A 13,581-nucleotide genomic window follows, 5' to 3' on the forward strand; every position below is an offset into this window, starting at 1 on the left:
CGGCTGATCCCACCGGCGGAGGCGACCCACTCCCGCTCTGGCTCTGGTCGTCCGCCACCGGCCTGGACAGCGAGGACGTCGACGTGCGCTGGCAGGCGTTCTTGAGGAGGTTCGACATCGAGCACCTCCTCAGGCTGATGAAACAGACCCTCGGGTGGACCCGTCCGAAGCTGCGAACCCCCGAGGCCGGCGAGCGCTGGACCTGGCTGATCATCGCCGCCCACACCCAGATCCGCCTCCTGCGCGAGGCCGCCGCCGACTTACGCCACCCCTGGGAGAAGCCCGCCGGGCCCGGCCGACTCACCCCGGCCCAAGTCCGCCGGGGGTTCAGGAACCTCCGCCCGAACCTGCCTTGCCCGGCGCATGCACCCAAACCAAGCCAGCCGGGCCCCGGCAGGCCACCCGGCTCGAAAAACCGGCACCCCACCACCCGCTACGACGTGGGCAAGACCACCAGACGCCCCGAAAGCATCATCGAACGCGATCAACTCAGAGACGGAGTACAACGTCAGAATGGAACAGCCAGCCCGGCCTCGCGCAATCGAAGCAGTGCCACGTCCATGCACTCGGCGACCGAGGCCCCGTCCGCCCTCATCCCACCGCCCAGCGGCCCACCTGAAGCAGCGAACGTCCACGCCGGCTGACCGTCACGCATGCGCTCCGCGTCGACCCGGATCATGGCACCGACTCCCTGCTCGCCAAGCCACTCCAGGATGGACAGCGTCACGTCCTCGATGCCGCTGTCCAGATCCGCCTTGGGCCGCCGCCCCATCCCCTTGGCCATGACCACAACCCTACTCAGCAGCTGAACGAGTCGTGTCACGCACTCTCAAAGCGGCTCAGACCATAAAGAACAAGCTGAGCTTGCCATTTAATGTCCGGGGGATCATCGAGTCGGTGTCCCGGAAGCTCGAACCGGTATTGCGGTGTGCCCGAGAGTGTTGTGGTCACGCCAGTGGGCATCGCTACTGCTGGCGGGCGGGCCCTGGGCCCGGATCCTGTATCGCGGCTCGGTAGCGTCACCCTGGTGGACCTTAATCTTTTCAACAGCGTGCCCAATGGCCTGACGCCACGCGCCCGGTCGTTCGTCAGCTCGCACGGCGTCAAAGTAGACCTCCGATCCGTCGAGGTGCACAGGCAGTGGTGGCTGGAGCGAGCTATTCCAGCAGCGACGATCGACCGGATGGCGGCGTGTCAAGAACGTTGGGGCGGTCTGCTCCTGCCGCCTGCATCGCAGTACGACGGCGGCCCCAAGTTCTTCGATCCGGACTCGCCGGAAGGCTCTGCCTCCGAAGGGTGGTGGTTCGAAGCCGGACCGCAGCGTACCGCCGTCCCTTACTCGTTCATGATCGGACCAAATGATGAGTTCGGCATCCATGCGGACCGTTGGACGCCACTCCACGCGACCGTCGAGGGCTGGGTGGAGTCGCTCGCGCTGACTCACCACGCATCCATGTGGGCAAAGCAGATCACCAAGGTCACGGGCGATGATGTCGACGGCATCGACCTGGACGCCTACGAGCCGGTAGTAGAGGTGCGGGGCCTGGCCGACACGTGGTGGCGGGGAAGCGAATCGTTGGTGGCGATGTACACGGGTGAGGCTGAATCCCTCTCCTTTCCCAGAGCACGCACCGCGCTGATCTACTCGGGCCTTGACGACTGGGGACTGCGAGGTGGTTGAGGACGTCAGTGCCTGAGCGCTTCAAGAGGGGCGGCTTCCACCCAAACGGGGATTCTCCGGATAAAAGGTCGGCCTTCGCACAATCCTGAACTCAGCTACGGGGAACAGGGTTCGACTGGAGGCCGCAGTGCCGGGTTTGCTCCACCAGGACGCCCGCCAGCAGGCATTCGCGAGACTGTCACGTTTTCGGGGCGATTTCTACGACTCCCTCACCGCGCGGGGTGATGCGCTGTTCGAGCTGGCGGACGCGTTGCTGTGCACGGACGGACCGGTCAAGACCTCGGTGGACCTGTCGCTGGCGCCCGAGCACCGACGCGGACACGGCTCCCTCTATGCCGCGCTGAACAACGGTGCAGTCGACAGGGACCGGCTGCGACGGCGGTTGGCCGAGCTGCCGCGGGCGGCCGACGGCCGCCTGATCTTGGCGGTGGCCGTGAGCCCGTGGCTGCGGCCGGACGCCGGCACCGCGCCGGACCGTTCGTTCTGCCACACCTACGGACGGGACAAGGACGAGCACCGGATGATCCCAGGCTGGCCCTACTCGATCGTCGTCGCCCTGGAGAGCGGCCGGACCTCGTGGACCGCACCTCTGGACGCGGTCCGCCTCGAACCCGGCGCCGACGTCTGCGCCGTCACGGTCGCCCAGCTCCGCCGAGTCGTGGAGGAACTGGTCACAGCCGGGCGACCGCCCAAACATGGTGGTGAGTTCGTCTTCGGACAGCCCGACACCTGGGGCCAGGAACACGCGGTGACCGTCACCGAGACCCGACTCTACGGGAAGGCCACCGCCCGGGCCTGGGACCGGCTCCATCCCCGCCTCACGAAACGGGCGGCCTGGCTCGACCACGACGGCGAGCTGCCCCGTGCACCCAAACCGACCCGACCAGGACCAGGACGCCCTCCTGCCTCGAAGAACAGCACCATCGCCACCCGCCACGACGTGGGAAGAGTCCTCGCAACCGGCGAGCCGCACCAACGACCGGCCCATGCCGGCGTTTCGTCACTCGGTAAGGCCCATTTCGTCGGTACCTCTGGGTGGGGTCCGGGCCCTGCGCGACTGGCCGTCCGCCCAGGGCAGGCGAGGGGTGCGGGCCGGGCGGGGAGGGGTGGAGGGTTATGAGGGAGGCCGGGGATCGGGTGGGGGTGTCGGGGGCCAGCCGTGGAGGGAGATTGCCAGGCCGCCGTCGAGGTAGGAGCGGAGGGCGAGGTCGGTGGACGGGACCATGGGGGTGGGGAGGTCGGTGACGGGCGTCCAGCGGACCTGGCTGTGCTTGCCGGGCTCGCGGTTCTCCGGCTGGCCGTGCCAGGTGCGGGTGGCGAAGACCACGGTGAGGAATCCGGCCGGGGACTCCACGCCCCACGCGCCGTGCACGACGTGAGCGAGGGTCAGGTCGCCGGGGTCGACGGTGAGGCCGGTCTCCTCGTACAGCTCCCGGACGGCCGTGGCGGTGACCGGCTCCCCCGGGTCGCTCTTGCCGACCGGGAGGTCCCACATGCCCTGGCCGAATTTGGACCGCTCACCGCGCTGGAGCAGCAGGACCCGGTCGGCAACGGTGTCGTGGACGATGACGGCCGCGACGAGCAACGTCATGGAGTCGACAGCGGGCGGCAGCGCCGGGGGTCGGTCGCCAGGCTGAGACATCGAGGCTCCCTTCATACGGACCGGCACGAACAGATGAGGCATGCGGGGACCTCGGGTCCTCCCCTCCTGGGCCCCCCTCCCCCGGCAACCCCCACCGGACAGGCGGACGCCGACGGACCGGGAGGGGACGGGCCGGGGTGCCCCCGCAGAAATGCGGTGACAGGGAGGGTGCCGGATACAGGAGAGCAGGTAGCCGCGTTTCGAGGAGGTGCCCCGGACCGGCACCGACCAGGCACAAGCGGCACCCGCAGACGACAAAACACCCGCACGGGTGGGCGGGCGGGCAAAACCAGGCCCGAAGGGCCAACCGCCACCGACCCGATCAACCGCCCATACCCGGCAGCGCCGGCGGCCTCTTGGCCGGAGACTCCTCCAGCGCGGCAAGCGCCATGCCCACGGCAGTGTCAAGCTGCGGATCCCGCCCGCCAACCGAATCCTGCGGAGCGTGAACGACCTCGACGTCCGGATCAACCCCATGGTTCTCGACGCCCCAGCCGTACCCCTCCAACCAGAAGGCGTACTTCGGCTGCGTGACAGCCGTCCCGTCGACCAGGTGGTACCGGTTGTCGATGCCGATGACCCCGCCCCAGGTGCGGGTACCGACCACAGGCCCGATGCCGAGAGCCCGAATCGCGGCGTTGACGATATCCCCGTCGGACCCGGAGAACTCGTTGGCGACAGCCACAATCGGCCCCCGCGGGGCATCCTGCGGATAGCTGACCGGGTGCGCGTCGCGCGGCAGGTCCCAGCCGACGACCCGACGCGCCAGCTTCTCCACGACGAGCTGCGACGTATGGCCGCCGCGGTTCTCGCGGACGTCCACGACCAGGCCCTCGCGGGCGACCTCGACGCGCAGGTCGCGGTGGAGCTGCGCCCAGCCGCTGCCGACCATGTCGGGCACGTGCAGATAGCCCAGCCGGCCGCCGGACGCGCGGTGGACGTGGGCGCGGCGGCCGGCGACCCAGTCGTGGTAGCGCAGCGGTTCCTCGTCGGCGAGCGGTACGGCCACGACATGGCGTACGGGGCCGCCCGCGGCGGGGGCGACGGTCAGTTCCACCGGCTTGCCCGCGGTGCCGACCAGCAGCGGTCCCGGTCCCGTCACCGGGTCGACGCGGTGGCCGTCCACCGCCAGCAGGAGGTCGCCCGCGCGGACGGCGACGCCCGGCGCGGCCAGCGGGGAGCGGGCGTACGGGTCGGAGGACTCGCCGGGCAGCACCCGGTCGATCCGCCAACCGCCGTCCTCCGTACGGGAGATGTCCGCGCCGAGCAGACCCTGCCGGTGCAGCGGGTCGAAGTGGCCGCCGGACGGGATGACGTAGGCGTGCGAGGTGCCCAGTTCGCCGTGCAGCTCCCACAGCAGGTCGATCAGGTCGTCGTGGGTGGCGATCCGGTCGAGCAGCGGCCGGTAGCGCTCGCCCGCCGCCGCCCAGTCGACGCCGCCCATGTCGGCGCGCCAGAAGTTGTCGCGCATGAGCCGGTGCGTCTCGTCGTACATCTGCCGCCACTCGTCCTGCGGGCGGACGGTGACCCGGACCCGGGTCAGGTCGACGGTGACGGAGCCGCCGGACTCGTCGTCCGCGTCGGACTTGCTGTCGGCGGGCGTGATCCGCAGCCGCGATCCGTTGGTGAGCAGCACCTTGGCGCCGTCGCCGGTGACCGCGAAGGCGTCGGCGTCGTCGGCGATCTCCTCGATACGGAGCTGCGCCAGGTCGTACCGCTCCAGCACGGTGTTGGGCGGCTGGGCGTCCGGGGTGGCCAGGGCCGCGCCGAGCGCGCCGACCAGCGGGTGGCGCAGCCACAGCACACCGCCCTTGGCGGCGCGCAGCCCCGAGTAGTGCCCGGCCTCGACGGGGAAGGGCACGATCCGGTCGGCCAGGCCCTCCAGGTCGACGCGGGTGACGGGCATACGCGGCCGGTCGTCCTTCTTGCCCTCGCCGCCGCTCTCCTTCCCCGCGCCGTCCTGCTCCTCCTTGGCCGGGCCGTCCTGGTCGTCCTCGTCGGCGTCGTACGGGCGGCCGTGGCGCTGCGGGCCGAACGGCGAGGGCGTCGTCGCGCACAGCGTGATCAGGTGCGGGCGGCAGGCGTTGGGGAAGGACAGGTCGAAGACGTGCGCGTCGTAGACAGGGTCGAAGGCGCGCTCGGACAGGAACGCCAGGTGGCGGCCGTCGGCGGTGAAGGCGGGCGCGAAGTCGTTGAACCGCAGCGGGGTCGCGTCGGCCACCGACAGGTCGGCGGTGGCGGCGATCTTCAACTGCCGCAGTTCGCCGGGGCCCGGCTGCGACCAGGCGAGCCAGGCCGAGTCGGGTGAGAAGGCGAGGCCGGACGCGTCGCCCGAGTCGCCCGCGATCACCTCGCGCACCTCGCCGGTCTGCGTCTCGACCAGCAGCACCCGGCCGTCGTGCGAGGCGACGGCGATGCGGTGGCCGTCCGGCGAGACCTCCATGTGCAGCACCCGGCCCAGGCGGCCCGCGGCGAGCCTGCGCGGCGCGGTGCCGGCCGGCAGGCCGACGGCGGGGGCGACCTCCAGGGCGTCCTCGCCGTCCGCGTCGGTGACCCACACCACCTGCTGCTCGCCGTCGGCGCCGCCCTGCCCGAACACCCGCGGCAGCCGGGTACGGACGCCGGGGTCTGCCGCCAACGCCCGTGCCGGGCCGCCGCGGTGGGTCAGCCAGTGCGTGGTGCCGCGGATCTCCAGGGCGCTGCCCCGGCCGGTGTGGTCGGGGCGCGCGTCCCCGAGGTACCGGGCGGCGCGTACGGGGTACGGCCGCAGGTCGGCGCGCTGGCCGCCGAGGCGCACCTCGATCTCGCGCGGTGCCGCGTCGGCGTCGGTCAGGTCGTCCAGCAGGTGGACGCGGCCCCCGGCCATGTACGCCACGCGGGCGCCGTCGGTGGCGGCCTGCCGGGCGTAGAAGCCGTCGATGCCGTCCGCGGGGGTGTGGCGGCGCAGGCCGGTGCCGTCGGGCAGGCTCGAATAGAGCGCTCCGGCGCCTTCGTGGTCGGACAGGAACGCGATGCGGTCGCCGACCCACATCGGGCACTCGATGTTGCCGTCGAGGTCCTGGTGCACCCGCTCGAAGGCGCCGTCGCCCGCGCGGTCGATCCACAACTTGCCCGCCGTGCCGCCGCGGTAGCGCTTCCAGTGCGCGGCTTCCCTGCTCATCGTCGGCGACTGGATCAGCACCGCGCCGTCCGGGCCGTACGCGAGATCGCCGACCGGGCCGTACGGCAGGGTCCGCGCGGGCCCGCCGTCCAGCGGCACCGCCCGCGCCCATGTCCGCCGCGAGGACGCCTCGCCGTACGGCGTGACCGCGACCAGCTCGCCGTCCGGCGTCCACGTCCGCACGGCCGTCCGTACGTTGCCCCAGTACGTCAACCGGCTGGCCTGGCCGCCCTCCAGGGGCGCGGCGTGCACCTCGGGCGCCCCGTCCCTGGTCGACGTCCACGCCACCCACTCGCCGTCGGGCGAGACCCTGGGCCGTCCGACCGGCATGTTGTCCGCGCTCACCCGCCACGCCCGGCCGCCGTCCAGCGGCGCGACCCACACGTCGTCCTCGGCGGCGAACGCGAGCAAGTCGCCGTGCGGGTGCGGGTGTCGGAGGTAGGAGGGCTGCGGCGCGCTCGGGCGCGGCTGCCGCGTCACGTGCTGGTCGTGGTCGGTCACCACGCCAGCCTAGCGACGGCGATCATGTCTTCGCCGAGCAGTTTCCGAGACCTCGTACGTCGAAGACGGTCTTCTTTCCGACCCCCGCGGTCAGGTGGCCCTGGACGCACTTGTCGTCCAACTGCTTGGTCACCGTGCCCTTTACGGTGATCTTCTCGTCGTGGTCGGTCCGGCCGAGGCAGTCGACGTCGTCCTCGGTCCTGCCCGTCGTCGCGCTGCACGACAGCCAACTCACGTCAATGTTGTCCTTCTTGAGCGCCCGCGTCGCCAACTGGTCGGTCGTCGCCGACACCGCGCTCGCCCCCAGCCCGTCCGCCGGGTCGCATCCGCTGATCGTCATCGCCATCAGGGCGGCCGTCACGGCCATCCCCCCGGCTCCCCATGTCCCCATTCGTCCCATCCCCCCAACCTCCGCCCGCGACCGCCCTCCCGTAAATCCCCCGAAGGCAGGACCTTCCCCTTACGGGTGGCTGCCCCGCCCGTAAGGCCGGGTGGGTCGGAAGGTCAGGACCAGCGGCCGGTGCGGGCGAGGAGGACGGAGGCGGCGGCCACACCGGCGGTGGAGGTGCGCAGGACGGTGGGGCCCAGGCGATAGGCAGTGGCGGCGAGCGTGGCGATCTCCTCGGCGCAGACCCCGCCTTCCGGCCCGACGACGAGCACGACGGACCCGGACGCGGGCAGCGCGGCGGAGGCCAGCGCGGCCGAGCCCTCCTCATGGAGGACCCCGGCGAATTCGGCGCCGGCCAACAGCCCGGCGACCTGACGGGTCGTCATCAGGTCCGCCACGGAGGGAAATCGCAGGCGCCGCGCCTGCTTGGCGGCCTCCCGCGCGGTGGACCGCCACTTCGCCAGGGCCTTGGCGCCCCGGTCACCGCGCCACTGGGTGACACAGCGGGCCGCCGCCCAGGGAACGACGGCGTCGACCCCGGCCTCCGTCATGGTCTCGACGGCCAGCTCCCCGCGGTCCCCCTTGGGCAGCGCCTGGACGACGGTGATCCGCACGGCGGGCTCGGGTTCGACCCGCGTCTCGCGTACCTCGACGTCGAGCACGTCCTTGCCGGAGACGGCGGCGACCACCCCGTAGGCACCGCGCCCGCCCCCGTCCGTGAGGACGATCGCCTCGCCGGGCGTGAGGCGGCGCACGGAGACCGCGTGCCGCCCCTCAGGCCCGGTGAGGGTGACGGTGGACGGGGAGCCGTCCAGCGCGGCGGGTTCGACCAGGAAGACGGGGGCCGTCATGCGAGCGCCTCCCGGGCGGCGTGGAGTTCTTCGACGAGGAGTTCGACCAGGCGCCCGGCGGAGACGTCACGGGCCAGCCGATGGCCCTGACCGGCCCACAGGGCCATGCCCTGCGGATCGCCCGCCGCGGCGGCGGCCTTGCGCAGCCCGGACGTGAGGTGGTGGATCTGCGGGTATCCGGGCGGCGCGTACGGCCCGTGCTCGCGGATGAAGCGGTTGAGCAGCCCGCGCGCGGGCCGCCCGGAGAAGGCGCGGGTCAGTTCGGTGCGGGCGAAGACCGGATCGGTGACGGCCCGCTTGTGCAGCGGACTCGCCCCGGACTCCGGGCAGACCAGGAACGCCGTGCCGAGCTGCGCCGCGTCCGCGCCCGCCGCGAGCACCGCCGCGACCTGCCCGCCGCGCATCAGCCCGCCCGCCGCGATCAGCGGTAGCTGCACGGCCTCGCGTACCTGCGGCACCAGCGACAGCAGCCCGAAACCCGCGCCGTCGAGCTGCGGGTCGTCGCGGTGGGTGCCCTGGTGGCCGCCCGCCTCCACGCCCTGGACGCACACCGCGTCCGCCCCCGACCACTGGGCGGCCAGCGCCTCGGACGGCGAGGTCACCGTCACGACGGTGTACGTACCGGCCTTCGCGAAGGCGTCGAGCACCGAGCGCTCCGGGCACCCGAAGGTGAAGCTCACCATCGGCACCGGGTCCTCCAGCAGGATCGCGACCTTCGCGTCGTACGCGTCGTCGGTCCCGCTGTCCGGGTCGCCCAGCGGCGTCCCGTACCAGGCGGACTCGCCCGCCAGCTGCTCGGCGTACACCGCGACCGCGGACGGATCGGCCGTCGCGGGCTGCGGCATGAACAGATTCACCCCGAACGGGTGCGAGCTGAGATGCCGGACCTGCCGGATCTCCTCGTACATCGCCTCGGACGTCTTGTACCCGGCGGCCAGAAAGCCCAGGCCGCCCGCCGCCCCCACGGCCGCGGCGAGCTGCGGATTCGACGCGCCTCCGGCCATCGGCGCCTGAATGATCGGATACGCCGAGAACGACGAGAGATCGGTCAACGCGGACATGACGTTCATCGTGCCATGCCGCCTCCCGGCGAGGTGCGGTACCCCGTGCGGGGCGCGGCCCCCGCGTCCGCCTCACGTGAGGCGGTGCCTCGTTTTTCAGGGGCGCGGGGAACCGACAAGCCCCCGCCGGGCCGGTGGTCCGAGGACATACCGATCCGCCCCTCTGGGGCCGGTGGTGACCCGCGGGAGCCATTCGGCCGGTCCGCGGTTCCCCGCGCCCCTGAAAAGACCGGCTCACCCCCCCGAAGGGGGCACCCTCGTGCGGAGCGCGGGCGCGCTACCGCCCGTTGAAGGCGTCCTTCAGCCGGGAGAAGAGGCCCTGCTGGCCCGGCGCGAACTGCCCCAGGGGCCGCTCCTCGCCGCGCAGCACGGCGAGCTGCCGCAGCAGATTCTCCTGCTCGGCGTCGAGCTTGCTGGGGGTGAGGACTTCGACGTGCACGACGAGGTCGCCGCGCCCGCCGCCGCGCAGGTGCGTCACACCGCGCTGGTGGAGCGGGATGGACTGGCCGGACTGCGTGCCGGGCCTGATGTCGATCTCCTCCAGGCCGTCCAGCGTCTCCAGCGGGCACTTGGTGCCGAGGGACGCGGCCGTCATCGGGATGGTGACCGTGCAGTGCAGGTCGTCGCCGCGCCGCTGGAAGACCGGGTGCGGGACCTCGCGGATCTCGACGTAGAGGTCACCGGCCGGGCCGCCGCCGGGGCCGACCTCGCCCTCGCCCGCGAGCTGGATACGTGTGCCGTTGTCGACACCCGCGGGGATCTTGACGGTGAGCGTACGGCGGGAGCGGACCCGGCCGTCGCCCGCGCACTCGGGGCAGGGGGTGGGCACGACGGTGCCGAAGCCCTGGCACTGCGGGCAGGGCCTGGACGTCATGACCTGGCCGAGGAAGGACCGGGTGACCTGGGAGACCTCGCCGCGACCGCGGCACATGTCGCAGGTCTGCGCGGCGGTGCCGGGCGCGGCCCCCTCGCCGTTGCAGGTGCCGCAGGTCACGGCGGTGTCGACCTGGATGTCCTTGGTGGTGCCGAACGCGGCCTCGTCCAGCTCGATCTCCAGCCGGATCATCGCGTCCTGGCCGCGCCGGGTGCGCGAGCGCGGCCCGCGCTGCTGCGACTGCCCGAAGAAGGCGTCCATGATGTCGCTGAAGTTGCCGAAGCCCGCGCCGAAGCCGCCCGCGCCGCCTCCGCCACCGGCGGCCAGCGGATCGCCGCCGAGGTCGTAGACCTGCTTCTTCTGCGGGTCGGAGAGCACCTCGTAGGCGGCGTTGATCTCCTTGAACCGCTCCTGCGTCTTGGGGTCCGGATTGACGTCCGGGTGCAGCTCGCGGGCGAGCCGGCGGAACGCCTTCTTGATCTCGTCCGGGCCTGCGTCGCGGCGCACGCCGAGAACGGCGTAGTAGTCCGTGGCCACTTACGACTCCGCCAGGATCTGTCCGACGTAACGTGCCACTGCGCGTACCGCTCCCATCGTTCCGGGGTAGTCCATGCGGGTCGGTCCGACCACGCCGAGTTTGGCGACTGCCTCGTCGCCCGAACCGTAGCCGACCGCCACCACCGAAGTGGAATTGAGCCCCTCGTGAAAATTCTCATGACCGATCCGTACGGTCATGCCCGAATCCTTGGCCTCGCCGAGCAGTTTGAGGAGCACCATCTGCTCTTCGAGGGCTTCGAGCACCGGCCGGATCGTCAGCGGGAAGTCGTGGTTGAACCGGGTGAGATTCGCCGCGCCGCCGAGCATGATCCGCTCCTCGGTCTCCTCGACGAGCGTTTCGAGGAGCGTGGCGAGCACGGCGGTGACCGCGGGGCGGTCGTCCGGGTCGAAGCCGTCCGGCAGGTCCTGGACCAGCGGGGGCACGTCCGCGAAGCGGCGGCCGACGACCCGGCTGTTGAGCCGGGCGCGCAGGTCGCCGAGCACGGTCTCGCCGATCGGCGCGGAGCAGTCGATGAGCCGCTGTTCGACGCGGCCGGTGTCGGTGATCAGCACGAGCATCACGCGGGCGGGCGCCAGCGGCAGCAGTTCCACGTGCCGGACCGACGAGCGGGTCAGCGACGGGTACTGCACGACGGCGACCTGCCGGGTGAGCTGCGCGAGCAGCCGTACCGTACGGCCCACGACGTCGTCGAGGTCGACCGCGCCGTCCAGGAAGTTCTGGATCGCGCGGCGCTCGGCCGACGACAGCGGTTTGACGCCCGCGAGCTTGTCGACGAAGAGCCGGTAGCCCTTGTCGGTGGGAATGCGGCCAGCGCTGGTGTGCGGCTGGGCGATGTATCCCTCGTCCTCCAGGACCGCCATGTCGTTGCGCACGGTGGCGGGCGAGACGCCCAGCCGGTGCCGTTCGGTGAGCGCCTTGGAGCCGACCGGCTCCTCGGTCCCGACATAGTCCTGGACGATGGCACGCAGCACTTCGAGCCTGCGTTCGCTCAGCATCGCGCACCTCCAGCCGTATGGCCTCGTCCGTCTACCGGTCCTTAAAACCGCCCTGGCCTGGCACTCCTGCGTTTCGAGTGCCAGCCGCCCCGCAGCAAGTGTACGGCGAGGTAGCGAGGGCGAGGCAAGGGCACCGTACGGGTGGGCGAAGTGTGGCGGGATGGGCGGCGGTACGAGGCGACGGAGCGGCGGTCGGCGACGGGCGGCAGGGGACGGCGGCGGACGACGGGCGGCGCGGGCGCGGCGGCGATAGCGTCGGTCACGTGAGATCTGCGGAACCGGCGGAGCCGGTGGAGGGCACGGGGTGGGAGCAGCTGGCTCCCGGTGTCGCGCGGCGGCGGCTGCCGCATCTGGATGTGACCATCGGACTGGTGGTCGGCGACGACGGTGTGCTGCTGGTCGACACCGGCTCCACGCTGCGGGAGGGCGCCGAGCTGCGGGCCCAGGTCGAGGCGCTGACCGGCCGGACCGTCACCCATGTCGCGCTCACCCACGGCCATTTCGACCACGTCTTCGGCACGGCGGCCTTCCCCGGCGCCGAGGTGTACGGGCAGACGTCGCTGGCCGCGCTGCTGCGGCGCGAGCGGGAGGCGCTGCGCGAGTCGGCGGTCGCCTTCGGCACCGACCCGGCGGAGGCGGCGCGGGCCGCCGAGGCCCTGGTGCTGCCCGGCCACCCGGTCAGCGGTGAGTACGCCCTGGACCTGGGCCGCGACCGTCCGGTGCTGCTGGTCCACCCCGGCCCCGGCCACACCCGCAACGACCTGGTGGTGGTCGTGCCGGGCGCCACCCCGAGCGATCCCGCCGTGGTCTTCTGCGGCGACCTGGTCGAGGAGTCGGGCGAGCCGCAGGCCGACGACGACGCGGCGCCCGACCGCTGGCCCGGCACCCTGGACGCGCTGCTCGCCCTCGGCGGCGAGACGGCCCGTTACGTGCCCGGCCACGGCGCGGTGGTCGACGCCCGCTTCGTACGGGCCCAGCGCGACGCGCTGGCGGCCCGCTTCGGGTCCGTCGCGTAGCCGCCCTGGTTACGATCTCCCTCATGCGCAGCAGGAGTTACGACGACCCCGACCTCACTCCCCCGTGGAAGCGGAGTACGCCCGCGCCCGAGGTGGCCGCGGAGCGGGATCTGGTGGTCGAGGAGGTCGGCACCGGTTTCTGCGGGGCCGTGGTGCGGGTGGAGAAGACCGCCGAGGGGCTGACGGTCACGCTGGAGGACCGCTTCGGCAAGCACCGCGTCTTCCCGATGGAGCCGCGCGGCTTCCTCATCGACGGCAAGCAGGTCACCCTCGTCCGCCCGCAGGCGCCGGGCCCGCGCGGGCCCCTGCTGTCCGCCTCCGGCTCGATCGCGGTCACCGGCGCGAAGGCGCGGGTGGCGCGCGCCGGACGGATCTACGTCGAGGGCCGGCACGACGCCGAGCTGGTCGAACGCGTCTGGGGGCACGACCTGCGCGTCGAGGGCGTCGTGGTCGAGTACCTGGAGGGGGTGGACGACCTCCCGGCCATCGTCGACTCCTTCTCGCCGGGGCCCGACGCCCGCCTGGGCGTCCTGGTCGACCACCTGGTGCCGGGCTCCAAGGAGTCCCGTATCGCGGCGGCGGTCACCGGGGCGGACGTCCTGATCGTCGGCCACCCCTATATCGACGTGTGGGAGGCCGTGAAGCCGTCCTCCGTCGGCATCCGCGAGTGGCCGCGCGTCCCGCGCGGCGAGGACTGGAAGACGGGGGTCTGCCGCAGCCTCGGCTGGAACATGACGACGGGTGAGGCGTGGCAGCGCATCCTGGCCTCGGTCCACACCTACAAGGACCTCCAGCCGGAGCTGCTGGGCGCGGTCGAGCACTTGATCGACTTCGTGACGGCGCCGTAGGGAAA

Annotated in this window: 11 protein-coding genes and 2 pseudogenes; 5 read left to right on the forward strand and 8 right to left on the reverse strand. The window is 72.2% G+C overall.

Going from position 1 to position 13,581, the window contains the following annotated elements; translation table 11 throughout:
• Positions 1-14: 14 nt before the first annotated feature.
• Positions 15-494 (forward strand): annotated as a pseudogene (locus ACZ37P_RS08730) (NF041680 family putative transposase); the annotation flags it as partial.
• 14 nt (positions 495-508) lie between these two features.
• On the opposite strand, the gene ACZ37P_RS08735 reads toward ACZ37P_RS08730, so the two are convergent.
• A complete protein-coding gene (locus ACZ37P_RS08735) occupies positions 509-784 on the reverse strand; it encodes a hypothetical protein (RefSeq protein WP_391160286.1) in 276 nt (91 codons plus the stop codon).
• A 243-nt stretch (positions 785-1,027) separates the two neighbouring features.
• Between ACZ37P_RS08735 and ACZ37P_RS08740 the strand changes: the two genes are divergently transcribed.
• Positions 1,028-1,681, forward strand: coding sequence for a hypothetical protein (locus ACZ37P_RS08740; RefSeq protein ID WP_467345651.1), 654 nt, complete (start codon positions 1,028-1,030; stop codon positions 1,679-1,681).
• A gap of 127 nt (positions 1,682-1,808) precedes the next feature.
• A pseudogene (locus tag ACZ37P_RS08745) lies at positions 1,809-2,543 on the forward strand (transposase); the annotation flags it as partial.
• Positions 2,544-2,795: 252 nt separating this feature from the next.
• Here the strand turns inward: ACZ37P_RS08745 and ACZ37P_RS08750 are convergent.
• From ACZ37P_RS08750 to hrcA, 7 genes are all read right to left on the reverse strand, one after another.
• Positions 2,796-3,323 (reverse strand): NUDIX domain-containing protein, encoded by a 528-nt coding sequence (locus ACZ37P_RS08750; RefSeq protein WP_467345652.1) that lies wholly within the window; start codon positions 3,321-3,323, stop codon positions 2,796-2,798.
• Positions 3,324-3,645: 322 nt separating this feature from the next.
• Positions 3,646-6,984, reverse strand: coding sequence for a S41 family peptidase (locus ACZ37P_RS08755; protein ID WP_467345653.1), 3,339 nt, complete (start codon positions 6,982-6,984; stop codon positions 3,646-3,648).
• A 22-nt stretch (positions 6,985-7,006) separates the two neighbouring features.
• Entirely contained in the window at positions 7,007-7,351 is a 345-nt protein-coding gene (locus ACZ37P_RS08760) for a hypothetical protein (protein WP_467345654.1), read from the reverse strand.
• A gap of 137 nt (positions 7,352-7,488) precedes the next feature.
• Positions 7,489-8,223 carry a 16S rRNA (uracil(1498)-N(3))-methyltransferase gene (locus ACZ37P_RS08765; protein ID WP_467345656.1) on the reverse strand — a complete coding sequence of 245 codons (735 nt, stop codon included), beginning with the start codon at positions 8,221-8,223 and terminating at the stop codon, positions 7,489-7,491.
• Complete coding sequence (locus ACZ37P_RS08770; RefSeq protein WP_391047520.1) at positions 8,220-9,293, reverse strand: nitronate monooxygenase; 1,074 nt, start codon at positions 9,291-9,293, stop codon at positions 8,220-8,222. Before ACZ37P_RS08770 ends, ACZ37P_RS08765 begins: the two co-directional genes overlap by 4 nt.
• Before the next feature lie 268 nt (positions 9,294-9,561).
• Positions 9,562-10,695: a molecular chaperone DnaJ gene (gene dnaJ, locus ACZ37P_RS08775; RefSeq protein ID WP_355348854.1), complete on the reverse strand. Its 1,134-nt coding sequence runs from the start codon at positions 10,693-10,695 to the stop codon at positions 9,562-9,564.
• The gene (gene hrcA, locus ACZ37P_RS08780) at positions 10,696-11,712 is read right to left on the reverse strand and encodes a heat-inducible transcriptional repressor HrcA (RefSeq protein ID WP_355348857.1); all 1,017 of its coding nucleotides are present in this window, start codon (positions 11,710-11,712) and stop codon (positions 10,696-10,698) included.
• Between the two features lie 263 nt (positions 11,713-11,975).
• On the opposite strand from hrcA, the gene ACZ37P_RS08785 reads away from it, so the two are divergent.
• Together ACZ37P_RS08785 and ACZ37P_RS08790 are read left to right on the forward strand one after the other, a co-directional pair.
• Positions 11,976-12,728 carry an MBL fold metallo-hydrolase gene (locus tag ACZ37P_RS08785; RefSeq protein WP_391047523.1) on the forward strand — a complete coding sequence of 251 codons (753 nt, stop codon included), beginning with the start codon at positions 11,976-11,978 and terminating at the stop codon, positions 12,726-12,728.
• A 23-nt stretch (positions 12,729-12,751) separates the two neighbouring features.
• A complete protein-coding gene (locus ACZ37P_RS08790) occupies positions 12,752-13,576 on the forward strand; it encodes a DUF3097 domain-containing protein (protein ID WP_467345658.1) in 825 nt (274 codons plus the stop codon).
• The last annotated feature ends 5 nt before the right edge of the window (positions 13,577-13,581 follow it).

Source organism: Streptomyces sp. NPDC024632, assembly GCF_055559175.1.

What these genes read in the sequence shown, in the direction of transcription:
- ACZ37P_RS08735 (WP_391160286.1), bottom strand. Translation starts at nt 784, where the DNA reads ATGGCCAAGGGGATGGGGCGGCGGCCCAAGGCGGATCTGGACAGCGGC.
- ACZ37P_RS08750 (WP_467345652.1), bottom strand. Translation starts at nt 3,323, where the DNA reads ATGTCTCAGCCTGGCGACCGACCCCCGGCGCTGCCGCCCGCTGTCGAC.
- ACZ37P_RS08760 (WP_467345654.1), bottom strand. Translation starts at nt 7,351, where the DNA reads ATGGCCGTGACGGCCGCCCTGATGGCGATGACGATCAGCGGATGCGAC.
- ACZ37P_RS08765 (WP_467345656.1), bottom strand. Translation starts at nt 8,223, where the DNA reads ATGACGGCCCCCGTCTTCCTGGTCGAACCCGCCGCGCTGGACGGCTCC.
- ACZ37P_RS08770 (WP_391047520.1), bottom strand. Translation starts at nt 9,293, where the DNA reads ATGAACGTCATGTCCGCGTTGACCGATCTCTCGTCGTTCTCGGCGTAT.
- hrcA (WP_355348857.1), bottom strand. Translation starts at nt 11,712, where the DNA reads ATGCTGAGCGAACGCAGGCTCGAAGTGCTGCGTGCCATCGTCCAGGAC.
- ACZ37P_RS08790 (WP_467345658.1), top strand. Translation starts at nt 12,752, where the DNA reads ATGCGCAGCAGGAGTTACGACGACCCCGACCTCACTCCCCCGTGGAAG.